The organism is Methanoregula sp. (genome assembly GCF_041663825.1).
Taxonomy (GTDB): Archaea; Halobacteriota; Methanomicrobia; order Methanomicrobiales; family Methanospirillaceae; genus Methanoregula.
The window spans coordinates 1-26,850 of the sequence record NZ_JBAYLY010000025.1 but is presented as its reverse complement, the minus strand read 5'-3'; the positions used below and the strand labels follow the sequence as shown (position 1 = coordinate 26,850).

General features: G+C 53.7%; 22 protein-coding genes, 1 tRNA gene and 1 pseudogene. 12 read left to right on the top strand and 12 right to left on the bottom strand.

The features are described 5' to 3' along the window. Positions 1-202 precede the first annotated feature (202 nt). The 3 genes from WCX19_RS10845 (at position 203) to WCX19_RS10835 (ending at position 2,771) form a co-directional block, all read left to right on the top strand. Entirely contained in the window at positions 203-1,369 is a 1,167-nt protein-coding gene (locus tag WCX19_RS10845; protein WP_373007999.1) for an A24 family peptidase C-terminal domain-containing protein, read from the top strand. Between the two features lies 1 nt (position 1,370). Continuing rightward, on the top strand, positions 1,371-1,742 hold the full coding sequence (gene hisI / locus WCX19_RS10840) for a phosphoribosyl-AMP cyclohydrolase (protein WP_373007997.1): 372 nt from the start codon (positions 1,371-1,373) through the stop codon (positions 1,740-1,742). A 63-nt stretch (positions 1,743-1,805) separates the two neighbouring features. Next, on the top strand, positions 1,806-2,771 hold the full coding sequence (locus WCX19_RS10835; protein ID WP_373007995.1) for a cation diffusion facilitator family transporter: 966 nt from the start codon (positions 1,806-1,808) through the stop codon (positions 2,769-2,771). A gap of 62 nt (positions 2,772-2,833) precedes the next feature. On the opposite strand, the gene WCX19_RS10830 is transcribed toward WCX19_RS10835, so the two are convergent. Beyond that, complete coding sequence (locus tag WCX19_RS10830) at positions 2,834-3,868, bottom strand: PhoU domain-containing protein (RefSeq protein WP_373007993.1); 1,035 nt, start codon at positions 3,866-3,868, stop codon at positions 2,834-2,836. Positions 3,869-4,002: 134 nt separating this feature from the next. Here WCX19_RS10830 and WCX19_RS10825 point away from each other — a divergent pair, with 134 nt between their 5' ends. The 4 genes from WCX19_RS10825 to phoU all read left to right on the top strand — a co-directional run bounded on the left by WCX19_RS10825 (position 4,003) and on the right by phoU (position 8,435). Beyond that, positions 4,003-4,992 carry a phosphate ABC transporter substrate-binding protein gene (locus WCX19_RS10825; RefSeq protein WP_373007991.1) on the top strand — a complete coding sequence of 330 codons (990 nt, stop codon included), beginning with the start codon at positions 4,003-4,005 and terminating at the stop codon, positions 4,990-4,992. Between the two features lie 131 nt (positions 4,993-5,123). Next, positions 5,124-7,010, top strand: a complete 1,887-nt coding sequence (gene pstA, locus WCX19_RS10820) for a phosphate ABC transporter permease PstA (protein WP_373008039.1) — start codon at positions 5,124-5,126, stop codon at positions 7,008-7,010. A 3-nt stretch (positions 7,011-7,013) separates the two neighbouring features. Next, positions 7,014-7,775 carry a phosphate ABC transporter ATP-binding protein PstB gene (pstB, locus tag WCX19_RS10815; RefSeq protein ID WP_373007989.1) on the top strand — a complete coding sequence of 254 codons (762 nt, stop codon included), beginning with the start codon at positions 7,014-7,016 and terminating at the stop codon, positions 7,773-7,775. 9 nt (positions 7,776-7,784) lie between these two features. After that, positions 7,785-8,435, top strand: a complete 651-nt coding sequence (gene phoU, locus WCX19_RS10810; RefSeq protein WP_373007987.1) for a phosphate signaling complex protein PhoU — start codon at positions 7,785-7,787, stop codon at positions 8,433-8,435. A gap of 45 nt (positions 8,436-8,480) precedes the next feature. Here phoU and WCX19_RS10805 read toward each other — a convergent pair whose 3' ends face one another. Next, positions 8,481-8,867: a plastocyanin/azurin family copper-binding protein gene (locus WCX19_RS10805; RefSeq protein WP_373007985.1), complete on the bottom strand. Its 387-nt coding sequence runs from the start codon at positions 8,865-8,867 to the stop codon at positions 8,481-8,483. 802 nt (positions 8,868-9,669) lie between these two features. Between WCX19_RS10805 and WCX19_RS10800 the strand changes: the two genes are divergently transcribed. Then, a complete protein-coding gene (locus WCX19_RS10800; protein ID WP_373007983.1) occupies positions 9,670-11,640 on the top strand; it encodes a PINc/VapC family ATPase in 1,971 nt (656 codons plus the stop codon). Between the two features lie 58 nt (positions 11,641-11,698). Beyond that, positions 11,699-14,479: a leucine--tRNA ligase gene (gene leuS / locus WCX19_RS10795; protein ID WP_373007981.1), complete on the top strand. Its 2,781-nt coding sequence runs from the start codon at positions 11,699-11,701 to the stop codon at positions 14,477-14,479. A gap of 80 nt (positions 14,480-14,559) precedes the next feature. On the opposite strand, the gene WCX19_RS10790 is transcribed toward leuS, so the two are convergent. After that, positions 14,560-15,120: a YkgJ family cysteine cluster protein gene (locus tag WCX19_RS10790; protein ID WP_373007979.1), complete on the bottom strand. Its 561-nt coding sequence runs from the start codon at positions 15,118-15,120 to the stop codon at positions 14,560-14,562. 57 nt (positions 15,121-15,177) lie between these two features. After that, positions 15,178-15,492 carry a DUF5611 family protein gene (locus WCX19_RS10785; RefSeq protein ID WP_373007977.1) on the bottom strand — a complete coding sequence of 105 codons (315 nt, stop codon included), beginning with the start codon at positions 15,490-15,492 and terminating at the stop codon, positions 15,178-15,180. Between the two features lie 34 nt (positions 15,493-15,526). Between WCX19_RS10785 and WCX19_RS10780 the strand changes: the two genes are divergently transcribed. Both WCX19_RS10780 and WCX19_RS10775 read left to right on the top strand, forming a co-directional pair. After that, on the top strand, positions 15,527-16,255 hold the full coding sequence (locus tag WCX19_RS10780; RefSeq protein ID WP_373007975.1) for a proteasome assembly chaperone family protein: 729 nt from the start codon (positions 15,527-15,529) through the stop codon (positions 16,253-16,255). Positions 16,256-16,261: 6 nt separating this feature from the next. Continuing rightward, positions 16,262-16,660 carry a DUF473 domain-containing protein gene (locus tag WCX19_RS10775; protein WP_373007973.1) on the top strand — a complete coding sequence of 133 codons (399 nt, stop codon included), beginning with the start codon at positions 16,262-16,264 and terminating at the stop codon, positions 16,658-16,660. 124 nt (positions 16,661-16,784) lie between these two features. On the opposite strand, the gene WCX19_RS10770 is transcribed toward WCX19_RS10775, so the two are convergent. Beyond that, a complete protein-coding gene (locus tag WCX19_RS10770) occupies positions 16,785-18,032 on the bottom strand; it encodes a PEGA domain-containing protein (RefSeq protein ID WP_373007971.1) in 1,248 nt (415 codons plus the stop codon). Positions 18,033-18,235: 203 nt separating this feature from the next. Between WCX19_RS10770 and WCX19_RS10765 the strand changes: the two genes are divergently transcribed. Further along, positions 18,236-18,310: transfer RNA gene (locus WCX19_RS10765), tRNA-Arg, on the top strand. Between the two features lie 122 nt (positions 18,311-18,432). Here the strand turns inward: WCX19_RS10765 and WCX19_RS10760 are convergent. The 7 genes and pseudogenes from WCX19_RS10760 to WCX19_RS10730 form a co-directional block, all read right to left on the bottom strand. After that, a complete protein-coding gene (locus WCX19_RS10760; RefSeq protein ID WP_373007969.1) occupies positions 18,433-18,903 on the bottom strand; it encodes a NusA-like transcription termination signal-binding factor in 471 nt (156 codons plus the stop codon). Between the two features lies 1 nt (position 18,904). Beyond that, positions 18,905-19,198 carry a 50S ribosomal protein L30e gene (locus tag WCX19_RS10755; RefSeq protein ID WP_373007967.1) on the bottom strand — a complete coding sequence of 98 codons (294 nt, stop codon included), beginning with the start codon at positions 19,196-19,198 and terminating at the stop codon, positions 18,905-18,907. Between the two features lie 42 nt (positions 19,199-19,240). After that, positions 19,241-20,413, bottom strand: coding sequence for a DNA-directed RNA polymerase subunit A'' (gene rpoA2, locus WCX19_RS10750; RefSeq protein WP_373007965.1), 1,173 nt, complete (start codon positions 20,411-20,413; stop codon positions 19,241-19,243). 6 nt (positions 20,414-20,419) lie between these two features. Next, positions 20,420-23,057 (bottom strand): annotated as a pseudogene (locus WCX19_RS10745) (DNA-directed RNA polymerase subunit A'). Between the two features lie 10 nt (positions 23,058-23,067). Next, on the bottom strand, positions 23,068-24,882 hold the full coding sequence (gene rpoB, locus WCX19_RS10740; RefSeq protein WP_373007963.1) for a DNA-directed RNA polymerase subunit B: 1,815 nt from the start codon (positions 24,880-24,882) through the stop codon (positions 23,068-23,070). Beyond that, complete coding sequence (locus WCX19_RS10735) at positions 24,879-26,447, bottom strand: DNA-directed RNA polymerase subunit B'' (protein WP_373007961.1); 1,569 nt, start codon at positions 26,445-26,447, stop codon at positions 24,879-24,881. Before WCX19_RS10735 ends, rpoB begins: the two co-directional genes overlap by 4 nt. A gap of 9 nt (positions 26,448-26,456) precedes the next feature. Then, complete coding sequence (locus tag WCX19_RS10730) at positions 26,457-26,708, bottom strand: DNA-directed RNA polymerase subunit H (RefSeq protein ID WP_373007959.1); 252 nt, start codon at positions 26,706-26,708, stop codon at positions 26,457-26,459. Between the last annotated feature and the right edge of the window lie 142 nt (positions 26,709-26,850).

Below are 26,850 nucleotides of genomic sequence, written 5' to 3'. Positions count from 1 at the left end.
TCTCAATCATGTATTCGCAACAGGTTTATTAGACATTTGCAAAGTTTATCTTCACGAAAAAAGAAGGGGGATTGGAATATTCCGGATTCCGATGTGGTACTATCTTCATACTGCAATGCAACCCCGTTGTGGCCTGTTCGGGTATCGCCATGCATAAGTTGTAGAAGATATAATGGTACTGCTGTTTATGATATTTTACCCGATGGTAATCTCCGCTGTTGCGGTTCTTGTTACCCTTATCTATGCCTCGTACCTCGACATCAAGGACCGTCGGGTACCGTTCAGGACGTGGTACCCGATGCTTGTTGTCGGGCTCGCCGCAACGATTGTGCTCTTCTACCAGCAGACCGGAAATATCAGCCTGATCTTCGGTTATCTCGCTCTGGTTGCCAGTTTCTTTTACGCAGACTATCTCGACAACCGCGATCCTGAAACCCCGTTCAGGTTCTCTTATCTTGCAGCCATCCTTGCCCTTCCCGCGCTCTCCTGGTTTATTATACCTGCCATTTCGTCAGGAAAACTACCCGAGCTCCAGCTCATCCCCTGGTATGTGATGTTTGTCGGGCTTCTTGCCTATGTATCCTACCGGGAATCCAAAAAGAGGCCCGAACGGAAACTCACGGCAAAACAGATAAAAAAAGACAGCCTGATGGACTCAAACGTGGAAACGGTCTTAACCAGATGGTATTTTGTGCTTATCATCATTATCCTTGCCATCGCGTCATTCTATATGATCGGCGGCGGGAACTGGGGTGTTTCCGGGGTCTATATCGCCCTTGCTGCCGTCTTCTGCGGAGTGTTTTATGTGTTTGGGCAGATGCACTTATTTGGCGGTGCCGATGCCTGGGCGCTCATCTTTATTGCATTCTGTATCCCGACATTTCCCATAACTCCGCTTTTAAATACACCACCGCTCGGTTTTCTCTCGTTCTCGGTGCTAATCAACGCGTTGATCCTCAACCTGGTAGCACCGGCGGGCATTTTTATTATCAACGTGGTAAAGAAGAACCGCGCACCGCTCCAGTACATGTTCTTCGGGTTCCCGGTAAAGGGAGAAAATATCCAGGAGTCGTGGGGCTTTGTAATGGAAGACTTTAACGAGAAAAATGGCAAAGTCGAGCGGAAATTTGTCGGTTTCTGGGACTCCCTGCGCCGGATGCGTTCCGAAGAAGGCAGGATCTATACAAAAGACCTTCGGGAACACCCTGAAGAGTACGAAAAGGAACTGGGGCTCTACCGGAAAGCAGGAACTGTCTGGATCTCCTACGCAGTCCCGTTCATCCTCCCGATAACTGCCGGCCTTATCACCGCCATTTTCTGCGGGGATTTCCTGCTTGCGATCATGACCGCACTCACCGGTGGGGTGTAAGGTGCTTTCCCTTAAATTTTCTGACGGGGGACTGATCCCGGTGATCGTGCAGGATACAAAAACCCGGGATGTCCTCATGATGGCATACGCAAACGATGAGGCAGTGCATCTCACAGAGACCACCGGTTATGCCCATTACTACAGCAGGAGCCGTAAAAAACTCTGGAAGAAAGGCGAGGAGAGCGGGCATTTCCAGAAAGTGAAAAAGATCCTCGTAGACTGTGACGAAGACTGCCTTATCTACGAAGTTGACCAGACCGGTGCTGCCTGCCATACCGGGTACCGCAGCTGCTTTTTCAGGACGCTTGATGGAGGGATCATCGGCCAGAAGGTCTTTGACCCGGAAAAAGTCTATGGGAAGACCGGGCATTGATCCCGACACTCGCATTTCCACAAGGGAAATCCCCTTCGACAGAGATACCATGAGACGACGTATATGAACGATACACCAGATAAACGAGAGGCCACAAACCGGTTAAAAGAGCAGACTGCACACCTGTCAGTCATCTCTAACTCCTGCTTAGTGGTCATGAAATTTGTTGTGGGCTTTGCGATCGGCTCGGTGAGCATCATCTCTGAGGCAATCCACTCCTCCATGGATCTGCTTGCCGCGGTTATCGCCTTTTTTTCAGTGAAAAAGTCCGCAGAGCCTCCCGATGCCGGCCACTCTTTCGGGCATGGGAAATTTGAGGATATTTCAGGACTCATCGAGGCGCTGCTCATCTTTGTTGCGGCCATCGTGATCATAGTTGAGGGAGTACTCAAACTCCTCAGCGGGAGCGAACAGGAGTTCTCGCCTACCCTCCTGTATGCCGGTATTGCCGTGATGGGCATCTCGGTACTCGCCAACTGGTATGTCTCCTCGCGTCTCATGAAGGTGGCAAAAGAAACAGAGTCCATCGCCCTTGAGAGCGACGCATGGCACCTGCGAACGGATATCTATACGTCACTTGGGGTTTTTGTCGGGCTGATCCTGATCCATTTCACCGGCATTACTGTTCTCGACCCGATCATCGCCATCGCGGTCGGCCTTGTGATCCTGAACGCAGCCTACGACCTCCTGAAACGATCGTTTGCCGATCTCATCGACCATTCCATCCCCAAGATTGACGAAGACCGGATCAAGGCGATCATCTGTGAACATGCAAGCGAGTACGCCGGATTCCACGGCCTGCGGACACGCCGGTCCGGCCCGGAGATCTTTATCGAGTTCCACCTGGTCGTGCCCGGAGAGGTTTCCGTCACCCAGTCCCACGATCTCGCCGATCACCTCGAATCAGACCTGCTTGTGGAGTATCCACGGGCAAATGTCACTATCCATATCGAGCCCTGCAATAAAGGGTGCAACCGGTGTGGTTCGTTCTGCACGTATTATGAAAAGCAGAAACAGAACAACCCGTGAATATAGGTGGTTTGTATTTTTTTAAACGAACCTTCAAAAAAAACACGATGAGTTCAGGAGGATTATTTACTTGACGGGCGCCGGTGGAGGGACCGGTCTTCCTCAACGATGTAGTTAATCACGTTCTCGGAGATATCTGCAGAATATTCGCCAGCCCTGCGGATACTTTCGGCGATATAACCGATAGAAATTGCGGTTACCGTCTCCTGTTTTAATGCCAGGTTGTTAATATCTCCGCAGATGTTTTCCAGCGCCGAGACCGACTCAATTGTCTTGTGAGCTTCTCTGATATCGGCATTGAAAAAGGAAATAATGCTCTTGTCAAAGACGTTCATGGACAAGACGCTTGCCTTCTTTAACGCAGTCACGATCTTCGGGTCAAGATTGACATCCATGATCGGCTGGGAATTCTCAGCTATCCGTACGGCATGATCCCCGATCCGCTCAATGATCCGGCTGATGATATAATAGTACATCGCCATACCGACCGAGACCTCCATCTTCCGGGACAGGGACGGGTTCTGCATGATCATATTGGTCTGGCGTGCGATCAGCCAGTTGAGACGATCCGAGTCCATGTCGCGGTTGATCACATCGGTCGCAAGGGTATGGTTGTGAGTCTCAAGTGCGGTGAGGGCATCCTCGTGCATGTTCCTTATGATCACAAACATGCGCTTGATGGTGTTATCAAACGGCATCTCTGCCGGATTGAGCAGGTCTTTTATCGTGATGAGCGTATCCGTCTCCTCGACAACTTCCTGTCCGATGGTCATCTGGGTAAAATCCCGTACTACCGTGCGGACAAACGGGGGAAACCGCTGTTTGGAAGTAATCCTGATCGAGTTAAAACCGGTGATATAGGTCCCGATAAGCATCCTGAACAGGAATGAGGGATCGGTAATGTGTCCGATATCGATCTCTTTTACCCGCTGGAGCGGTTCCTCGGTAGTGTTTTTCGTGACAAGCAGCGTCCCGTCCGGCTGCACGATCAGACCGATGGGATCGTTCTTCTTGATCCGCATCTCCTGTATCCAGTCTTTTGGCAGGGTGACGACGAACGATGACCCCCCGGTCATCTGGACCCGGCGAATTTCCATCTTTTTTCCACCTCACGAATAGAGTAATATGATGAATATGCTTTTCTCTATTTAACACTTTTTTGTATATATACTCGTATAGTTTATGTCGAAAATCTGTATATTAACTCTGGTTAATGTCATGATCGAACACCATGAAAACCAAACGAAGTTCGTATGTATTGGGGACTGTGTGCCTCGCGGCATTACTCATTGTATCGATGTTCGTTGCCGGCTGTACCAGCAACGGGACAACAACTTCCACCGCTGCAACACCGGCGACAACAACTTCGGCCAGTGCCGCAGCCACGCAGGTCGCAGTACCAGCAACCACTGCAGTCCCGGCCACAACGGCAGTTCCCACCACTGCAGCACAGAAGCAGACCATCACCGTTACCGGTTCGACAACGGTCCTTCCCATTGCACAGGCTGCAGCCGATGCCTACATGAAACTGCACCCTGAGGCAAACATCCAGATATCCGGTGGCGGGTCGGGCGTCGGCATACAGTCAATCGGTGCAAAAACCGTTGATATTGGTATGAGCTCCCGGGATGTAACCAAGGCTGAACTGGCAAAGTACCCCGGCTTCAATATCGTCACTGTTGCACACGACGGCATTGCCGTTATCGTCAACCCGAAAAACACGATCCGGTATATCACCATTGATCAGGTCAACCAGATATACACCGGCAAGATCACAAAGTGGACCGAAATTACCGGAGCCGAAGTCCCCAACACCAACAACCAGATTGTGCTCATCGGCCGTGACAGTTCATCCGGTACCCGCACGTATTTCGATGAAACCGTGCTGAAATCAGCAACTCCGGTAAAGACTATGCTCGAACAGAATTCCAACGGTGCGGTTGCGCAGAGCGTTGCCCAGACCCCCGGTGCAATCGGGTACGTATCCATCGGGTTTGTCTCCTCTGATGTCAAGGCACTCCCCATCTGGTACAATGCCAACAAGATCATTACACCCAGCATCAGCACCGTAAAAGACAAGACCTACCCGGTCTCCCGTGACCTCTATATGATCACGAACGGCCAGCCCACCGGTCTTACCAAGGATTACATCGACTACATCCTCAGTGCAGATGGCCAGAAGATCGTCGCTGATCAGGGATATGTTCCCCTGACGAGCTGATGAGAGCATCCTACAAAAACCACTCATTTTTTGTTTAAAATGGGAGGCGACTAATCATTCCATTCTTACAACGAGTTACCGGGAATGCCACAGGGTGTACCGCACAGGTTTCCCGGATCAAGGAAAAAACCATCAAGTCCGTCTTCTTTCTCACAGCACTCTTTGCAGTTGTCGTTGTATCGTTTATCCTGCTTTTCCTGCTCCGGGACGGTTATCCGATATTTGAGACGGTGGGGATCGCGAATTTCCTCTTTGGATCTACATGGACCCCCACCGCAGTTGAACCCAGTTACGGGATATTTGCCCTCATCGTAGGGACAATCCTCGTTACCCTGGGTGCAATGATCTTTGCCGTCCCGCTTTCTATCGGCTGTGCGATCTATATTTCAGAACTCGCCTCTCCCCGTATTAAAAGCGTCCTCAAGCCGGCCACCGAACTGCTTGCCGGGATTCCTTCGGTAGTCTACGGTTTCTTTGGCCTGATTGTTCTTACCACGTTCATCCGCACAACATTTGACATCCCGACCGGGCAGACCTGGCTTGCCGGGTCGATCCTTCTTGGGATCATGGCACTTCCCACGATCATCAGCGTATCCGAAGATGCCATCAGCTCGGTTCCCCGTGAATACCATGAGGGGTCCCTTGCGACCGGGGCCACCCGGTGGCAGACGATCAGCCGGGTGGTTGTCCCGGCAGCACTCTCCGGTATTGCGGCGGCGATTATCCTTGGTGTCGGCCGCGCAATCGGCGAGACCATGGCTGTCATGATGGTGACCGGGAATGCGGCTATTATCCCGGACCCAATCTGGAATGTGCTCTCCCCCATCCGTACCCTCACCGGGACACTCGGTATCGAGATGGGCGAGGTCTCCATCGGAAGCGACCACTACCATGCACTCTTCGGTGTTGCCGTTGTCCTGCTTATCATCGCGCTCATCGTCAACCTCAGCGCGGTGGCAATACTGTCATACCTCCGGGACGGGAGAACTGCCAGTCATAAAAGCACGTTGCGCCTCAAATTCCCACTCGTCACGACATTTAGGGAACGGTTCGGCCAGTGGTGGCGGATCACTGCGCTCGCACTGTTCGTGCTGTTGCTCCTGATCACTGCACTCTGGGGGGTAGCACTCCTTGTCATTCTTGCGGCAGTGCTCTGGCACTACGGCCGGCACCGGCTCTCGCGGAAGCATATCGAGACAATCGCCTTTGCCGGCGTCACGGCGGCGGCCCTGATCGTGCTTGCGATCCTTGCCATCATTCTCGGGGACATTATCATCAACGGGCTGCCGGCGCTCTCTTGGGACTTCCTGACGCAAAGCCCCACTAACCTTGGCAGGGGTGGCGGGATCTTCCCGGCAATTGTCGGGACGCTGTATCTCGTAACCGGCGCGATCCTGATTGCCCTTCCTCTCGGAGTAGGGGCGGCAATCTACCTTGTCGAATATACCCGGGAAGGACGGGTTACAAAGATAATCAGGACCGGCGTGGACCTCCTCAACGGGACACCCTCCATTGTCTTTGGCCTCTTTGGGTTTGCCTTCATCGTGTTGTTTCTCAACGTAGGGGTATCGCTCCTTGCCGGTATGATCACCCTTGCCCTGATGGTGCTCCCGACCGTGATCCGGACAACAGAAGAATCCCTCAAAAACATCCCGCAGTCCCTGCGCGAGGGAAGCCTTGCGCTCGGGGCAACCCAGTGGCAGACGATCAAAAATGTCGTCATCCCACCGGCAATCCCGGGTATCGTAACGGGAGCGATCCTCTCGATCGGCAGGGCGGCAGGAGAGACTGCACCGATCATGTTCGTAGCGGTCGTCTTCTCGACACGATTCCTGCCAACATCGCTCTTTGACCCGGTGATGGCACTGCCCTATCACCTCTACATCCTCTCGACCAATGTACCGGGCGCATCGACCAACAAGTACGGGACTGCCCTCGTTCTCGTAATGCTGGTCGTGGCATTTTACACGGTCGCGATTCTGGTAAGGAATCATTATGCAAAAAAGGCACGGGGATAACACATGTCGGACACAACGATCATTTCCACGAAAAACCTGAACCTCTGGTATAACGAGAAGCACGCGCTCCAGGATATTTCCATGGAGATCGAGAAGAAAAAGACCACCGCACTGATCGGACCGTCAGGGTGCGGGAAATCCACGCTCCTGCGGTGTTTCAACCGGATGAACGATCTGATCAACCAGGTTAAGATCACCGGGGAACTCCTGCTTGACCGGGAAAACATGCTCTCCTGTGACATGGACGTGGTATCTTTGAGGAAACGGGTCGGCATGGTCTTCCAGCGGCCAAACCCGTTCCCGAAATCCATCTACGAGAATGTTGCATACGGCCCCCGGGTCCACGGGATCAACGATCGAAAGGAACTGGACGTCATTGTCGAGAAAAGCCTGCGGCACGCGGCGCTCTGGGAGGAGGTGCGGGACCGGCTCGATGAGTCTGCACTCGGGCTCTCGGGAGGCCAGCAGCAGCGGCTCTGCATCGCACGGACGCTTGCGGTCGAACCGGAAGTGATCCTCATGGACGAACCCTGCTCGGCGCTCGATCCTATTGCTACCGCAAAGATCGAGAACCTCATCGAGATGCTTAAAGAGGATTACACGGTGATCATCGTCACGCATAACATGCAGCAGGCCGCCCGAGTCAGCGACTACACCGGTTTCATGTATCTCGGCAAGCTGATCGAGTACGACAGGACGACGAATATCTTCGAACACCCCAAAGAAGACCTGACCGAGAACTATATTACCGGCCGGTTCGGGTGAGGCGGGAATATGACGGATAAATTCCATACGGAACTCAAAGACCTGAAAAAAGGAGTCTCGGAGATGGCACGGTACGCCCTCTCGATGCTCCAGGACTCGCATGATGCGTTCATCAACCAGGACTCCCCTCTGGCGACAACGGTTCTGGACAGAAAAGACCAGCTCCGGGAAATGACGGTTACCCTTGAAGAGAACTGCTACCAGCTTATCGCCCTGAACCAGCCGGTAGCAAAGGATATGCGGACTATCGTCTGCTCCCTCAAGGTAATCGCTGCATCGGAACGGATCGGGCGATACGGGAAATCCACGGCAAAGATCGTAAAGGAGATCGCTGGCAAGCCCCATATCGCGAACATGATGAGCCTTCCACTCATGTCAGAGTACGTGCTTGCGATGATCGATGATTCTATCAAGGCCTACGAGACGGAGAATATCAGAAAACTCGACGGTTTTTCCGCACGGGACGATACGATCGATGCGCTGCGCCACTCCATCTTCCGCGAAGCGATCACGTACATGATGGAGAACCCCAAGACCATCACGCAGGCCACGTACTACATCATCATCGCCCGGTACCTGGAGCGCTGCGGCGACCATGCCTGCAAGATCGCTGAGAACGTCCAGTACATGGAGACCGGCGAGAGAATCGAGATCAAGTAACCGTCCATCTCCACTTACAGGGCACAAAGGAAGCGCGTGACCAAGTCACTTGTTTACAATAACCGTCCCTTTTATTCCCGCATTATCCGCGCAGTGATAGCCATACGTCCCCGGTACGGTGAACGTGAACTGGTACCGGTGATTATTTTCAAGCAGGGGGGAAGTAAACGACTCGGGAGTCCCGGCATCAGAGGTAATGATATGACGCCCCATATCGTTGTTGAGCCAGGTGACAGTGACTCCACGATCGACCACGAGTATCTGGGGATTGACGCTTGAACTTCCAATAAGAATCGTTGTCTTTGGAGTATAGACCGGTGTCGTGGGCGGGGTTTGAGGGGACGAATTTGTACAGCCTGCCACAAATACGAGCGCAACAAACAGCAGGATTATTCCGGCCAAAAGTGTCGCAGGGCCCGATCGAATATGCATGTAGTACGGTTTGTTCGAACACATTAAAAGTTCGTGGTTACCCGTTACGGACACACGGCGACCTGCGATGAGAGATTACGTCGGGACCGGATCCTGGCATTACTCTCCCGCACGCAGAAACCCGGGGGCAGTCAGGGACATTGAGCGAGTCGGTTCGGGCTAAAGAGGGGGTACCCCCTCCTGCTTTGGCACATGGGTGGGGGGGTGATCCCCTCTGAAAAAATAAATTGTGGGGGGGGAGGGGGATCACCCCCCTCCCCCCCAAGCGCCGCGAAACCACCTTTTCTGCAGGGTTACAACCGGTATTTCGTGTGGACATATCGGCGTGAGGGTGAGCAACAGTAAGATTTTCCGGAAACGGGTTGATGGGCCCGGCCGGGACCGGAAGGGGAGGGGGTACCCCCCACTTGCTCCGGCACTTGGGGTGGGGGGTGGTCCCCTCCGGAAAAATAAATTGCAGGGGGGGCAGGGTGCCACCCCCTCCCCCCAAAAAAATGGTAAGACCCATTTTCCGCAGATGTTTTTATGGCCTTTCGTGTGCAGCCACCAAAAACACCAGAGGATACAAAATATGTGCAGGAGCAAACATCAGCATACGTCTAAAACATTTAGAAGACAGTAAACATTTCCTGAAAACAGCACCAAAAACTTTGTTTCCCCCATCCCAAAACTATTCCAAAAGTACCATAATTTCCTGCAGAACCCCTTATAAACCCCAACGCCTCATATCTTTAACTATCAACGATTCTTCATCGTTGAACGAATAGTATACAACACCATACTATATGGGAGAGAATATTTTATGATACTGGTACCAGATACGAGCGTCCTGATTGACGGGCGCATAACCTCGATGATAAAGGCCGGTGAATACAAAGGAGCAACAATAATCGTCCCTGAAGCAGTCGTTGCAGAACTCGAAGCCCAGGCAAATAACGGGCGCGAGATCGGGTTTTCGGGCCTCAATGAGCTTCAGTCGCTCTGCAAAATGGCAGAGGAAAAAACCATAGAACTAAAATTCTCCGGCATTCGCCCCTCGCTTGAGCAGGTTAAGCTCGCAAGCGGTGGAGAGATCGACGCGATGATCAGGAACATCGCGATTGAGAACTCTGCACGGTTTATCACAAGCGACAATGTGCAGGCCGAAGTGGCGCGGGCTAAAGGGCTCGACGTCATCTACCTAAAACCGCAGATCACCGATTTTGTCCCGCTCGGGATCGACCAGTTCTTCGACGAGCACACGATTGCCGTGTACTTGAAGGAACGGTGTTCCCCTGCCGCAAAGAAGGGCACCATCAACGACATGAAACTCGTGAAGATCCGCGACCAGCCGGTCAGCGAATACGAACTCCGTAACCTCGCACAGGAGATCCTCGAACGGGCCAAGCGCGACCCGGACGGATTTATTGAGATGGAGAAGCGCGGCATCACGGTCGTCCAGATCGGATCGATGCGCATCGCGATCGCGAGGAGACCGTTCTCGGACGGCATGGAGATCACGGCCGTGCGGCCCATTGTTGACGTAACGCTCGACAATTACGCGAAAGCAGATGTCATCAAAAAGCGGATCGTCTCCGACAAGCGGGGCCTCATCATCGCCGGCTCTCCCGGTGCAGGAAAGACCACGCTTGCGCAAGGAATCGCGACGTACCTTTCCGACAGCGGATTTGTCGTGAAAACAATGGAGGCACCCCGCGAGCTCCAGGTGCCCGACCAGATCACGCAGTACACGATGCTCGATGGCAGCATGTCCAACACCGCCGACGTCCTGCTCCTTGTACGTCCTGACTTTGTCATTTTTGACGAACTGCGGAAGAACGAGGACTTCGAGGTCTTTTCCGATATGCGGCTTGCCGGACTCGGCATGGTTGGTGTCATCCACGCAAACAGCGTGCAGGACGCGATCCAGCGCTTCTCCGACCGGGTGGACTTCTCCGTCCTCTCGCAGGTCGTTAACACCATCGTATTCCTGGAAAAAGGCGTCGTCACGAAGATTTTTGAGGTTGGATTTACCATAAAGGTGCCCGAGGGCATGGGAAGCGAGATGCACATCCGGCCCGTGACCACCGTTACCGACTTCGAGACCGGCAGGCTCGTGCTCGATATCTTCCGGTACGACGGCCAGACCATTGTCATGCCGGTGCTTGAGAGTACCTCTGCCGCATCTGCAACACGGATCCCGCAGGTGCCGCAGATCCAGAACTTCAGCCAGCCGGTGTTACCGGTCAACAAGCTTGGCAGTTCTCTTTCAGCCATCCCGGATGCGACCCCACGGGCCCCGACTGATGAACGCCCCGGCTGGAAACTCACCGAAAAAGAGATCCAGCGCGAGATCGGAAGGTATACTGACGGTGCCATCGATGTCGAGATGATCAGCGACACGAAAGCCGTCGTCTTCATCGATGACAAGGATGTCCCGGCTGCAATAGGGAAAGGCGGCAAGAACATCTCGGCTATCGTAAACAAGATCGGGATCGGCATTGATATCAAGCCCCGCTCAGACCTCGACCGGCAGCAGGCGCAGCCGCAGAAACCCGAAGGGGAGTTCTCGGTCGGGAGCGGGATTAAGATCCAGACCGACAAAAAGCAGCTTGTTATCGTCGCTCCCGAACAGTCTGGGAAGATCGTTGATGTCTTTGCCGGCAAGGAGTACCTCTTCACGGCGACAGTGAACGACGCCGGGGAGATCAGCCTTGCGAAGAACTCGAGCATCGCGCAGGAAATGATCCGGCGTTACCAGAACAACGAGAACATCAAGCTGAGGCCGGTATAACAACCCCTGTTTTTTTACGGATTGCTTTCACATAATAAGAGGAGAAGGTGAAGGGATTTTGACCGAATTTGATCTGGGCAAGTTTGAAGAAGAAGCGCACGAACGGTGGCTCCACGCGTTTGAGTCCAACCCTTCGAATCTTGAAAAATTTTACATAACCGTTGCGTTTCCGTACCCGAGCGGCGCCATGCACGTCGGTCACGGCCGGACCTACATCGTCCCCGATGTGATCGCACGGTTCTGGCGGATGCGGCAGAAACAGGTGCTCTTCCCGATGGCATTCCACGTCACGGGCGCACCGGTCGTCGGTATCTCGAAAAGGATCGCAAGAAACGACCCGAAGACGATCCACCTGTACCGCGACCTCTACAAGGTTCCGCAGAATGTTCTCGAAGAATTCACGAACCCGCTGACGATTGTCAAGCACTTTGCCGCCGAGTACCAGCGCGTGATGACCTCCTGCGGTCTTTCGATTGACTGGCGCAGGCGCTTTATCACCGTCGACCCGACCTACAGTAAGTTTGTCGAGTGGCAGTGGAAGCACCTGTACGAGGCCGGTCACGTGATCAAGGGTGTGCACCCGGTCCGGTACTGTACGGTCGATGACAACCCGGTCGGCGACCACGACCTTCTTGAAGGAGACAAGGCAGAAGTGATCAAGTTCACTCTCGTCATGTTCCGTTTCGGCGACGCGTTCATCCCCACCGCCACACTCCGGCCCGAGACCATCCACGGTGTCACGAATCTCTGGGCGAACCCGAATGTTACCTACGTAAAAGCGCTCGTTGACGGTAAGGCATGGATTGTCTCAAAGGAAGCCGCTGAAAAACTCGTTCTGCAGGACCACACAGTCGAGATTAAGGAAGAAGTCCCGGGTAAAGACCTCGTGGACAAGACAGTGAGCCACCCGCTCTGCGGCACTGTCCCGATCCTCCCAGCAGACTTTGTCGATCCCGACATGGCAACCGGCATGGTCATGAGCGTGCCCGCCCACGCACCCTTCGATTATATCGCACTCCGCGACCTCCAGCAGCAGGGGAAGTACACGACCATCAAGCCCGTCCCGTTGATCAAGGTTGATGGCTATGGCGAAGTCCCGGCGCAGGACGCAGTCGAGCGGGCCGGCATCCACCACCAGATGGACAGCCGGATGGACTCCCTCACGCAGGAGATCTATTCCGCCGAATTCTCGAAAGGAAAACTTTTCGCAAAGTTCGGCGGAAAGCCGGTCCGGGTCGCCCGCGAGGATATGGCGCAGGAGATGCTCGACAAGTACGACTCGGTTGTCATGTACGAGTTCGATTCCCGCCCCGTGATCTGCCGGTGTGGCAACAAGGTCAAGGTCAAGATCCTCCACGACCAGTGGTTCCTGAAGTACAGCGACCCGGCGTGGAAGCAGCAGGTCAGCGATCACCTCAAGGACATGGCACTCGTACCCCCCGAGGTCCGGGCCGAATTCGACCGGACGGTCGGTTGGCTCAAGGACTGGGCCTGCACCCGTCGTGTCGGCCTTGGGACGAAGTTCCCGTGGGATCCGGCCCAGCTCATCGAGCCGCTCTCCGACTCGACCGTCTACATGGCCTATTACACGATCGCCCATAAGATCCGTGAGATCGATTCAAAACTCCTCACCCCCGAAGTCTTTGACTACATCTTCCTCGGGAAGAAGTCCCCGGACCTGCCCGAGAAGAAGAAACTCGACGCGATGCGGGAAGAGTATCTGTACTGGTACCCATACGACTTCCGGTTCTCGGCTAAGGACCTCATCAGCAATCACCTCACCTTCCAGATCTTCCACCACGTGACGATCTTCCCGAAGGACAAGCTCCCGAAGGGCATGGTTGTCTTCGGCATGGGTCTCTTAAACGGCGCGAAGATGTCCTCCTCCAAGGGGAATGTCTTCCTCCTGGAAGATGCGGTGAGCGAGTTTGGTGCCGATACGGTCAGGATGTTTTTGACCGGCAGCGCTGAGCCCTGGCAGGACTTTGACTGGAGAAACGAGCTCGTCCTCTCCACAAAAAAGCAGATCGAGCGGTTCTACGCGACCATCACGGAGCTCAAAGGAGCACAGGGCGAGCCGCAGGACATCGACCGCTGGCTGATCAGCCGGCTCCAGGAGCACATCGTAAAGATGACCGCGGCCCTTGAGAACTTCCAGACCCGACAGGCATTGCAGGAAGCCTCATTCGGGATCGAGACCGATCTCAAGTGGTACCGCCGCCGGCTGCCCGAAGGCTGCGATGGCAGCAGGGAACTTGCCACGCTCTGTTCGGTCTGGACCCGGCTCCTTGCGCCGTTCATCCCGTTCACCGCAGAACACCTCTGGAAGGAACTGGGCAACAAGGACCTCATCTCCTTTGCCGAATGGCCGGTTGCGGATGAGAAACTCATCAACTCGAAGATCGAACTCTCCGAGGAACTCCTCGCCCGCACGGTCGAGGATATCGAGTCGATCAAGAAACTGATCCAGCTCACCCCGAAGTCGCTCACCATCGTGCTCGCCCCCGCGTGGAAGCACGAGGTCTTCCGGACGATTGCTCAGTCAACCGACCGGAACACGGTGATAAAGGAGATAATGAAGAACGACGCGATGAAGAAACGGGGCAAAGAGGCGACCGACGCGGCAAAGCAGTGCACCACCCTCATCCACCGCCTGCCCCCGCATGTCGTCGAACCGCTCGCAAAAGAGCCCCTGAACGAACGTGCGGTCTTTGAAGCGGCACAGGCCTTCCTCGAACATGAGTTCGGGGTGCCGGTCCACATCGTCGATGCGGAATCGAGCGGTCATGCAAAAGGGGCAACCGCCCTGCCGTTCAAGCCGGCGATTGTTATAGAATAATTTTCCTTTTTTTTACGATTATATCGTCGGGGATACTATCCTTGAAAGTCGTGATTCCGGGGGTATACTCCAAGAGAGTATCACGTCACCGGTTCGCCCCGGTACCCGTGAGACGCCAGGATCGCGGATACCTTTTGCATCCACACGGGATCGTTGCAGGGCGAGGTTATCAGGCCGGGAGACCGGTCTGCCGGCTTTGGGGATACGGCCGCCACAGCGAGCGGTTTGACCTCGTCACTCCAGATCCGGGCAAGGTCGGGGTCATCGGTCTGGATATCATGATGCCCCACAATCCGGCCCGCGACCGTTCCCCTGTCATTATAGATCAGTATGTGGTAACACCGGAACTCCCGGCAGACCTGCGGCCGGTTTGCGTAGATCGCACATACCGTACCCGGTCCTTCCGGGTTTTTGCGCATGAAAATACATCCCCTGGGGGAACCCGGGGCCTCCCCTTGGTTTGAGGTAAATTCCTCATCTATCTCATCGGCATATTCTGGTTGCACGTGCACCGGGAAAACTTCGCCCGTGATACCGTTACGGCAATAGTAATCCCCGCTTGTCAGCTGCCGCTCGATCCTGATGTATGCGCCAAGACTTGTGCAGCATTTTCCGCAGCCGTTGCAGACAAAAGGTAACATGCCCGTTCACAATCTGTGTGGAGTAGTGATTGAAAAATGAAGATTGAAAGCGGAGAGTTATTCCTCAACGCTCTTTGCCCGCTTAACCCGCTCTTTCGTAGAGAAACCCGTCGCTGCGTCCAGGAATTTCCTGAACCGCTTGTTGGTATCGATGATCACCTCATCGCTTGCCGAGATATCGGATTCGGTGTTTATCCGGAGTGTTTTCCCATCGGCACCGCAGGTCGCTTCCAGTTTTTTGAGGGCCCCGAACCGGATCCGGTAGGCATTCCCGTTCTTTTCCGGCTCGACACCGAAACAGTTTTTAAGTTCTGCCACGATTCTTGGCTCGAGATCCTTTGTCAGGCCTCTTTTTATGGGGTACTCCTGCATACTCTTTTTTAGGTAGTGCGTGTATGTTAATTTAATGACGACCGATTCCTCGCATGATCTCCAGATCTTTTCTAAACCGCTCCCGAGTGAGAGCACGTCGGTGCTGATGGGATTCCCCGGCAGCGGACTGGTCGGCACTATCGCTCTCCAGTATATGGTCGACCAGCTCGAGTTTGAGCTGGCCGGCACCATGACCTCCCGGTACTTCCCTCCCCTTGCCATGATGAACAAGGGTGTGATTAACGATCCGGTACGGCTGTATATGAAAAACGATATCGCAGCAATTGTGGCCGACATCCCCATCCACCCCATGATCTGCTACGAGATCTCAAACGGCATCCTCGACTGGCTCGTGCCGTTCAAGCCAAAGGAGGTGCTCACCATCGCCGGGATCGTAACAAACGAACCGGAGAAGCGCGTGTTCGGCGTTGCAACGACACCCGATGCACTCAAGCGTATCGAGGACCACACGGAAATCCTGCCCATCGGGAGTATCTCGGGAATCGCGTCAAGTATCCTGACAGGATGCAAGATCCGGGGCATCCCGGCCTACGGCCTTCTGGGGGAGACCGTCAATGCACCCGACCCGCGTTCATCTGCGGCAACCATCGAAGTGCTCAACAAGATGTACAACCTCGGCCTCGATGTAAAGCCGCTTTTAGAGCAGGCAGAGGAGATCGAACAGAGCATGCACAAGCTTTCCGAAGAAGTCCAGCAGTCGACAGATACAACGCCGAAAAAAGATCTGCCGATGTACGGGTGATTCACGATGAAATGCGCTGCGTTAACCGGTATATCTCCTGAAGTGATCCGGGATCTTCGGACGGGAAAACCCCGTACTATCGAACTTCAGAGTGCCCATAACATTGTGACCATCGCCGGTGTCGAGCCCGGGCCCGAGATCCACATCTTCATGACCTCAATCGATATCGAGGATTTGGGCCCGGGGGATGCCGGGATCTGCGTGGACCTTCTCTCATCGGTGATCTCCATGAAACGGATCGTGGAATACTCCCAGGGGTTGTATTTCGAGGAACGGGAACGGATGTCGGCCCGGGTCCAGGTCAAATACTGTTCTTCGTCCGTGGTAAAGGAAGTCTTCCATGAAGGTCTCTGTGCCCCGACGCAGGTGGAAGTACTCAAGTCCTCGTGTTATCATGCAGGATGAGGCTAAAGCGGCATTCACCAGATAATCCTATTTTTTTATTGATCGGTAAAGAGGCACGGCGTCTCCATATGAGAACCCCGGAATCCCTTAATTGGCGGGCAGCCTTTGTTAACACTCTGAAAAATTAGTATTTCCGGTGGAAAGCCACAATCCCGAGCCCGACTGCACCAAGGACCATAGCGCCTTCAACCGGTGACTTCTGGGTAGTTGTTGTGGTCTTCGGATACGTGGTTGGCACCTTTGCGGTGGTAACTTTCAGGGTGGTTTTTACCGTTGTCGGCGTAGACGTTGGTGCCGTTGTTGCATCAGTAGCAGTCGCCTTCAGGGTAGCATATTCGTTTATGGTGTTCCCTGACGTTACCGTAATCGTATCCGACCAGTCATTGTATCCTGATAATAAGAGATGAATGGTATGCGATCCCGGGGTGATGTTGTACAACGTCATCGTAGTTTTTCCCATGTAAGCGGAATCCACATAGATGGATGCACCTGAAGGACTGGACTGGACATAGAGGGTCCCATTGACCGTGTCGGAAGTGTATATCACAAATGAGAGCCCGCAGACGTATGTGGTTGCATCATTCGAGACACAGACCTGGTACGTTCCGGGCGCCCGACTGGTCAGGTTGAAGGTTCCACCAATTTTTGTTGAGGATGAGTATACAGCAGTGCCGGGTATATCATTATAACCGGTCCGGGAAAGTTTCATGGTTGCCATACTCAAAAAATTGGTCCCTGTAAGACTGGTAATGGTAATGGTGTTATTGACCAGTCCATTATTCGGTGTTATAGACAACAGGGTGATGGCCGACCCTGCATTGTAAATGGTAAACACAGATGTGGCGGACTGTCCGTCCGGATTGGTGACAACGACATTCCAGACTCCTGCAGGTTTTCCTGTAATGGGAAACTGACACGTGATCGATGTCGTCCCCGCTACGGATACTGACGTTGCGGTGATATTGGTCTGTCCGGATTGTGCCAGAACGATTGTGGGGGATGTCGAAAAGCCGGTTCCTGAAACGGTGACTGTTACGATGCTTGAATTATAACCACTCGTGGGAGAAATGCTGGAAATTGTCGGAGCAGCAACGACAGCGGTCAGGGTTAAAGAAACAACACTCGTTTGGTTATCATTGACCACAACCGACTGGGTGTAATCCTGATACCCGGTAAGTTGTAACAAAATCGTATGGGATCCAGACGCAGCACCAATCACTGCATTTGTTGTTGACCCGGTGGGTACACCGTCCAGATAAATTGTAGCTCCAACAGGTGTTGAACTCACCGAAATATTACCGTCAGCAGAAACCCAAGCCGTGAGGAGTAGTATCGCTAAAAATAGGGATAACAGGAGATTGATTCTTTTCATTATAGGGCTTCCTGATTTTGTGTTCAGATTAAGGTATCTTGGAACCGACATTAGATATATTTTATCAAATCGTATTTGAACAAAAAAAATGGAAAGTGATACCTATTCACGGGTTATCTGTTTCGCGATTCTCAAATAAACCGACCGATTGGCTGGGGAAGCAGATTAATTAGCCCGGAACACGAACCTAATAGGCGTCAAGAGGGCTTGTGGCTTAGCTTGGACATAGCGCCGGGCTTCTAACCCGGATGTCGGGGGTTCAAATCCCCCCAAGCCCGTGTTGTTTCTTTTTTATCCATCGAAACTTATCAACACGTGAGGCAGCTTGCGTAAAAAAAACGTCTGTTTTACCCGAAAGGAAATAAGTGCACACAAAAGAGTGAGAAAAGAAATAGAATAGTTACTGTTCTGCAGTAACAGCGGCATCATCACCGGGCTGCTGAAGGATCTGTACATCGATGATGTTATGCTGCCTTTGAGCCAGTTTTTTTGCCTTGAAGATATTCTTGCCGTTTTTACCGATCGCAATGCCCCGGTCCTCGTCACTGACATCAACCGTGGCGGACTGGGCATCAGGTTCACCGGTAAAGACTATGCTAGTTACCTTCGCCGGTAAGAAACAATTCCTCAAAAATTGTTCGGGGTTGCTATTATATTCGACAACCTCGATCTTCTTACCCATCACTTCAGAGGCCTTCTTGATGGATGCCCCTTTCTTCCCGATTGCAAGCCCCATGTCCCCGGGGTTCACGACAAAGATCAGTCTTTCATTGCGTTCGTCAATGACGCAGTCACGGCTTCCCGCGCCGGTCAGCGATTCGAACTGAGAGATCAGGCGCATGCCGTCTTCAGTCAGTTTGACTTCAACCATATCATGCCGTCCTCTTGAGGGAGAGAATATCCGACTCGCCGGGGCTTACGATGGCAAGTGTGCTCACCATAAAGGGTTTACCACACGCTTTACCAAGTGCAACGCTTGACCCCTCAAACGTGTGGATAAAGATGTTTTCATACCCTGCGAGCTGGGTTTTAAAGTTCTCCGGGCAGTTTGCCGCGATGACGACCATCTGAGCCTTGCCCTCTTTTACGCATTTTTCCGTGTTGTTCTGACCGAGAATGACATTTCCGGTCTTGATCGCTCTTCTCAATGAAGCATTAAAATCCATCTACAATTCTCCTTGGTATTTTTGATTTGTCTGATTTAGTCTTTAGTTGTCAAGTTGTTTGACGGCCACCAGTTTGACATCACCGGTACCGAGCTGGATCGGCTGGCCGACAATGACATTCTCCGTGACACCGCTCAGTTCATCGGTCTCGTTTGCGACCGCGGCATCAAGCAGGTGGTTGACGGTCACTTCGAACGCGGCCCGGGAGAGGACACTTTCCTTCTCACCGGCAATACCGTGCCGGCCGATCTGCTTAACCTCGCCTTCCATGCACATCATGTCAGAGACGAGCATGATATGCCGGACATCCACAAGGATACCCTGTTCATTCAGGGTCGATTGGGCCTCATGGATGATCGCATTCCTGGCCGCTTCGATACCAAGCACCTGGGCGATCTCACTGATGTTGTTGGTGCGGGTCCGTGTGGTATCCACACCCACGACATCAAATACATCCTTTAGGTTAGATCCTTCAGTATAAAGTATATACTCCCCGGTCTCTTTCCTGACGACTACCCGGAGGATATCGTCAATACCCTGAACAATGACATTTCTCACATGTTCGGCAAGCTGGAAGAGGTTCTGGTAGCTCTCGCGGTTTTTCGGGGTAAAGATGATAGTCGCGGTGGACTCGTTGATATCGTGCTCGAAGTCGCGGTAGTGCCGGCGGTCGCGGATCTTCTTAGGCGCAACTTCCATGACCTCTGCCGGCGAGATTTTGCGTTTCTCACAGACCTTGGTATTAAGGTGGACGACCACCTGCATGTTCTCCATATCGGTGGTAATATCCCCGAATTCGTGGAGCGGGGCCGCTTCGATCTGCCAGCTGACCTCACGAGCCTTGTCCCGGTCGACACCGAATTCGGGTTCGAGGTAGACGGTCATGGTCGGGGTGCTGGGCTCTTTTCGCGCATCCATAATTTCGATAAGCCGGGGCAGACCCAGTGTAACGTTAATTTCCGCGACACCGGCGTAGTGAAAGGTACGCATCGTCATCTGGGTGCCCGGTTCACCGATCGACTGCGCAGCAATCACGCCGACTGCCTCGCAGGGCTCGACACGGGTTGAAAGATACTCCTTTATGACACGATCCAGAATTTCTTTGAACTGCGCATCGGTGATCTCTTTTCCATCAAGGAATGTGCGCAGCTGGTCTTTTGTCTTCGGCAGGAGATCTGCAGCCTCGATCTTCTTTTCGTACTTGTCCGGTATCATGATCCTCTAGACCTCCTCTTTTAACACAGATTCTACGATACCTTTGACATCGACCGGATCCCCGAATGCACTCTTCGTGGGGTCAGTGCTGTCCTCGCCGTACTGGAACTGGATGATCCGCCCGCCGGTTGTCCTCACGGTGCCATCGTATGCAACCTTGAGATCCTGTAGCGCATTGATCATACGGCGCTGGAGATACCCACTCTGGGACGTACGGACTGCTGTATCAACAAGCCCTTCACGGCCACCGATGGCGTGGAAGAAGAACTCAGTCGGGTTTAAGCCGCCCTTGTAACTGTGCGCGATGAACCCGTGGGCATCGGCACCCCGGTCGCCCTTCTTGAAGTGCGGGAGTGTGCGGTCATCGTAACCTCTGACGATACGCTCACCACGGACAGACTGCTGGCCGATACAACCGGCCATCTGGGTCAGGTTCAACATCGACCCACGGGCACCGGAGACGGCCATCAGCACAGCGCTATTTCCCAGACCAAGGCGACGGCCGGCAATCTGACCGGTCAGGTCACGGGCTTTTCCGAGCACCTGCATGATCTGCATTTCAAGGGTCTCTTCAATGGTACGCCCGGGCATCGGTTCGAGCTGGCCATCCTCGTAAATCTTAATCCTTCGGGAGACATCGAGCGCGGCAGTCTTCAATACATCATCGATCTGGCCGTACTCGGTCTTGGTGAGATCCTCATCGTCAATACCAAACGAGAATCCATCGATCATAATGCCTCGGATTGAGAGTTTTGTGACCTGATCGATGAACTCTGCTGCACGTTTCATGCCATACAGCCGGATGATACGGTTAACAATCTGACCTTCGAATGCTCCAATCGCTTTCTTATCGATAGTGCCCGACTCAAGTTTTCCGTCAATGATCCTGACGTATGCATCACGTTCGCAGCCATCTTTCTTGCATTCGTCACAGTTCTGGCAGGAACTGGCCTTAAAGACCATGTTGAGTGCGTCAGGCAGGATCTGGGAAAAGACCTGTTTGTTACTCCAGTACTCGACACCGTTCTCGGTCTTGCCGGCCGGAGGCATGTGTTCGATCTTTACCGGCTTTAAGAGGTAAAGGGTTTCTTCCTTGTTGAACCACCGCATATCGTGGGTCAGCATGAAGATCCCCGAGATATGGTCGTGGATACCGCCGATGATCGGACCGCCGAAACGGGGGGAGAGAATGTTTTCCTGAACTGAACAGAGGATGAATGCTTCTGCCCGGGCTTCCTCGGTCTGGGGAACGTGGAGGTTCATTTCATCCCCATCAAAGTCTGCGTTATACGGAGGGCAGACGGCAGGGTTGAGCCGGAATGTCCGGCCTTCCATGACTTTTACCCGGTGCGACATGATACTCATCCTGTGCAGGGATGGCTGCCGGTTAAAGAGCACGATATCACCATCGCGCAACTGGCGTTCGACCGTCCAGCCGGGTTCGATCATATCTGCGACCGTATCCAGGTTATCGGATCCCAACCGGAGCCGGCGGTTGTCAGGCCGGATCACATAGTTTGCACCACAGGGAGCATTTACATCCGGGCGGACCGGGCCGGTTCGAGCAATCTGCTTGAGTTCCTCGATATTGTACGGGGTGACCCGTACGGGGATCGTCATCTCATTTGCGACGGCGCGGGGGATACCAACTTGCGCAACCGAGAGATTCGGATCGGGGGAAATTACGGTACGCGCAGAGAAGTTCACACGCTTACCGGAAAGTGACCCACGGAACCGGCCGTCCTTACCCTTGAGACGCTGGGAGAGGGTCTTTAAGGGCCTGCCGCTGCGATGGCGTGCAGGCGGGCACCCGGCAACTTCGTTGTCAAGATAGGTCGTCACGTGGTACTGCAGCAGTTCCCAGAGATCTTCAATGATCAGCTGGGGCGCCCCTGCATCCTGGTTTTCCTTGAACCGCTGGTTGATACGGATGATATCCACGAGCTTGTGGGTAAGGTCATCTTCCGAACGCTGCCCGTTCTCAAGGATAATCGACGGCCGCATGGTGACCGGCGGTACCGGGAGCACGGTGAGGATCGTCCACTCGGGCCGGGCAACTTTCGGGTTGATCCCGAGAGGAACCAAATCTTCGTCCGGGATCTTTTCGAGGCGCGCACGAATATCGGCGGGGGTGAGCTTGTGCTCGACCTTCTTGCCATCCTCGACCATCACTTCGGAGAACGTAGTCGGCTTCTCGAAGTTGATCTTGAGCTGCTGTTCGCCGCAGTGCGGGCAAACGCGCTCCTTTTACATCCTTTTCCGAGATCTGGTCGCCGGTCTGATCATCATCAGTCCCGATAACCTTCTCAACTTCATCCGGTGACAGGAGCACCCGGCCGCATGACCGGCAGGTAACACGCAGGAGTTTTCTTATAAGCCGGGTGTATCCGACATGGATAACGGGCTTTGCAAGCTCGATGTGCCCGAAATGCCCCGGGCAGTCGCTTGCCTTCTGGTCGCAGGTCTTGCACCGCAGCCCCGGGTCGATAACACCGAGGTTTAAGTCCATAAGACCCTGCGGGTAGGGGAAGCCGTCATCATCGTAGGTGTCCGCCCAGATGATCTTCCTGACACTCATCTCCCGGATCTCTTTTGGAGACAGCAATCCGAACTCAATTTTTCCGATTCTCTTTGGGCTTGGCATGACGCACCTCCTATACGACGTCCTCTAATCTCAGGCGGGGTGCTATCCCCATGCTCTTCATCTCATCAAGCAGAAGCTTGAACGCGTAACTCATCTCGACCGGATAGATATCGGTCTCGTTACCGCAGGCAAGGCACCGGGTCATGTTGCGCTTGCGGTCAAGCATTGCCACCATCCCGCAGTGGGCACAAACATATTCCGTTACCTTATCCGATTCATCGAGCAGGCGTTCCTTTAATGCCATGGCGGCTCCGTGGCCGATCATGACATCACGTTCCATCTCACCGAACCGGAGACCACCTTCACGGGCACGGCCTTCAGTTGGCTGGCGGGTAAGAACCTGCACCGGCCCACGAGAACGGGCATGCATCTTCGAGGATACCATGTGGTACAGTTTCTGGTAGTAGATCACACCGATATAGACATCGGCCTTGAACGCTTTTCCGGTAATACCGTCGTACATCACTTCACGACCGGTATGTGAGTAGCCGAGTTTCTTGAGCGATGAACGGAGGTCGGCTTCGATTTCGCCGCCGAATGCGGTAGCGTTGATCCGCCTCCCTTCCAATGACCCGACTTTACCACCAATCATTTCGAGCATATGCCCGACAGTCATACGGCTGGGGATTGCATGCGGATTAATGACGAGGTCGGGCGTGAGTCCGCTCTCGGTAAAGGGCATATCTTCCTGGCTTGCAATCAGGCCGATGACCCCTTTCTGACCGTGACGAGATGCAAACTTGTCGCCAATCTCGGGCACACGCAGGTCACGAGTCCGCACCTTGACGAGGCGCGAACTGTTCTCACCTTCGGTGATAATAACCGTATCGACAATACCATGCTCGTTGCTGCGCATGGTGACCGAGGTGTCGCGGCGCTTCTCTTCCGCGATAAGTTCTCCTGTTGGTTCCTCTAGGAACCGGGGCGGGGAGGTCTTTCCGATCAGGACGTCCTTTTCTGCCACAATCGTTTCGGGGTTGATCACGCCATCCTCATCGAGGTTTTTGTAGGAGTCCGCACCGTGAGCCCCACTGACATCCTCATCCGGCACTTCGATCCGGTCAATCTGGCCACCCGGGTACCGGCGCTCTTCACCTTCGTAGGTCCTGTAGAAATGCGAACGGCCGAGACCCCGGTCGATCGAAGCCTTGTTGAAAATGAGCGCATCTTCAATATTGTAGCCTTCATAGGACAGGATGGCAACCACAAAGTTCTGCCCGGCAGGCCGATCGTCAGATCCGATCAGCTCAGAGGTCTGGGTGTGGGTGAGAGGTTTCTGAACATAATGGAGCTGGTGGCCACGGGTATCGGGGCGGAGCTTCATGTTCGCCGCGCCAAACCCAAGCGCCTGCTTGACCATCCCGGCGCCCATCGTAACACGCGGACTTGCATTATGTTCAGGGAATGGGACATGTGCCGCACCGATACCGAGGATAAGCGAAGGATCGATCTCCAGATGCGTGTGCTCTGGGGTGATATCCGCGGGGTTCATCGCAATGTAGAGGTCTTCTTCTTCTTCGGCATCGATAAACTCAATCATCCCATGCTTCACGAAGTAAGAGAAATCGATCTCCTTTTTTGCGAGTTTTTTGATCTCCTCGTCGCTAATAAGAGATTTGCCATCCTTTAAGACGATGAGGGGACGTCGTGCACGGCCCCGGTCGGTCAGAAGGATAACATCGCCGTTGAATTCCTTGTATGAGACATTTACCTCTGATGAGAGGGCACCCTGCCGGCGCATGGTACGGATATTCTCCACAAGGGTCTTTGGGTCATTGACAAGACCGATCAATGCACCATCGACAAACACGCGTGACTTTTTCATCGGACCTCACCTCTGATCTGCTCGACATCAAGCGTATGCAGGATGCGCATGATCTCCTCTTCATCGCCAACACCCTTGCTGATCTCGACCATCTGGGCGAAGTTTTTCACCAGACCGCAATTCGGCCCTTCTGGGGTCTCGCTCGGGCAGATCCGGCCCCACTGGGTCGGATGCAGGTCACGGGCTTCGAAGTGAGGCTGTGAACGCGAGAGCGGAGAGATGACACGACGCAGGTGGGAGAGTACGGCCATGTGGTCGATGCGGTCGAGTAGCTGAGACACACCGGTCCTTCCACCCACCCAGTTACCGGTGGCGAGTGGGTGAAGCAGCCTCTCGGTGAGGACGTCGGCCCGGACTGCTGTTGCGATCGACAGGTCGCGGTGCCGCATGCTTGCTCGTTCGAGCTGGTACTTGATATCACGGGTCAGCCGGTTGAGCGAGATTCGGAAGAGATCCTCCATGAGATCGCCGGCCAGTTTGAGCCGTTTGTTCGAGTAGTGGTCCTTATCATCGATCCGGCGCTTGTTTAAGACGAGATCAAAACAGGCCTCGGCCATGCGGCCAAGGAAGTGCGCCTTTGCAAGGCGGACAGATGCAACTGCCTCGGCATAGCCCTCGTCACCTTCCTTAAGTGTGACAGGAAGCGCATAGTTGAGGTGCGGGAGCAAGTAGTTGTCCAGCACAAACTCGGCGCGCTTCTTCTGGTAGTCCTTGGTCTGGTTGGGTGCAAGCTTCTTACCCACGTACATGACGCCACCTTCGACCGAGTCGCACTCGCTCTCTTCGAGGTTCTGCATCATGAAGGTGAGGATATCCTCATCAGTTGAGACCGCATTAACGACTTCCTGGTCGTTTGTCATGCCAAGCGCGCGCATCAGGTCGACAAATTTTAGGTGCCCTGCAACGGATGGGAACGAAACCTCCAGAAGGTTCTTCTTGTTGCGCTCGACAACCACGAGCGCACGGTATCCCCGGAACTGCGAAAATACTTTTGCAACGTAGATCCGCTCGTTGTACCGCTCGGTGAACTCGGTCATGATCTTGTTGGACGCAAGATCCTCTAACGTCATGAGCACACGCTCGGTACCGTTAACAATAAAATAGGCGCCCGGATCGAATGCATCCTCCCCATGGGAGACGCGCTCATCGTCGCTCATTCCGTACAGGTTACATGCGACCGACCCGACCATTATAGGCAACTGCCCGATAGTCGTGACGATCGGATCCTGTCGGTCCTCACCATGCACGAGCGTCAATCCAAGCTGGATCGGTGCCGCATAAGTAAGATTGCGCAGGCGCGCTTCGCACGGATACAGTTCGCCCTGCGATCCGTCCGCTTCGCGCACAAGTGGCCTTTTTACCTCAATTGTGCCGAGCTCAACCCAGACCGGTTCATTGTTCTTGCCCCGGTTCTCGATGTCGGTCTCGATAATCTTCTGTTCATTGACCACTTTCTGAAGATTCTCTGTCAGGAAATAGTTAAAGGAGTCAAGCTGGTGGCGCGCAACATGCTCCCGTGCAAAGTATGCCCTAGATAAAACGCTTCTGTCAATCAGATAGACCACCCCCGGCCATTATTTTTTAGGTCTCCTGATCACAAGTCGATACGCTTCGGCCCTGCCAGCTGTATGACTCTTGCGGATAGTCCGAATTACATCATCGACTTTTGCGTCGATCTCTTTCACCGCAGGATCGTCATGGTAAATTTTTGGTAATTGTTCGGTAGTAATATGGTAGCGGGAGAGTAGCGCTGAAACCTCATCCTCGCTCATGAGCTGGTGATCCGGCACCATTACGTGCTTTAACACATTCAGTTTGGTGCTCAAAGAAAAACCCCCTTAAAGTTGAAACGATTGCCTATCAGATGCATCACCGCAAAAAATCCACGATTGGATCGTGGTAACGGGCCCGGAGGGATTTGAACCCCCGACCACCTGGTTAAAAGCCAGGCGCTCTACCGAACTGAGC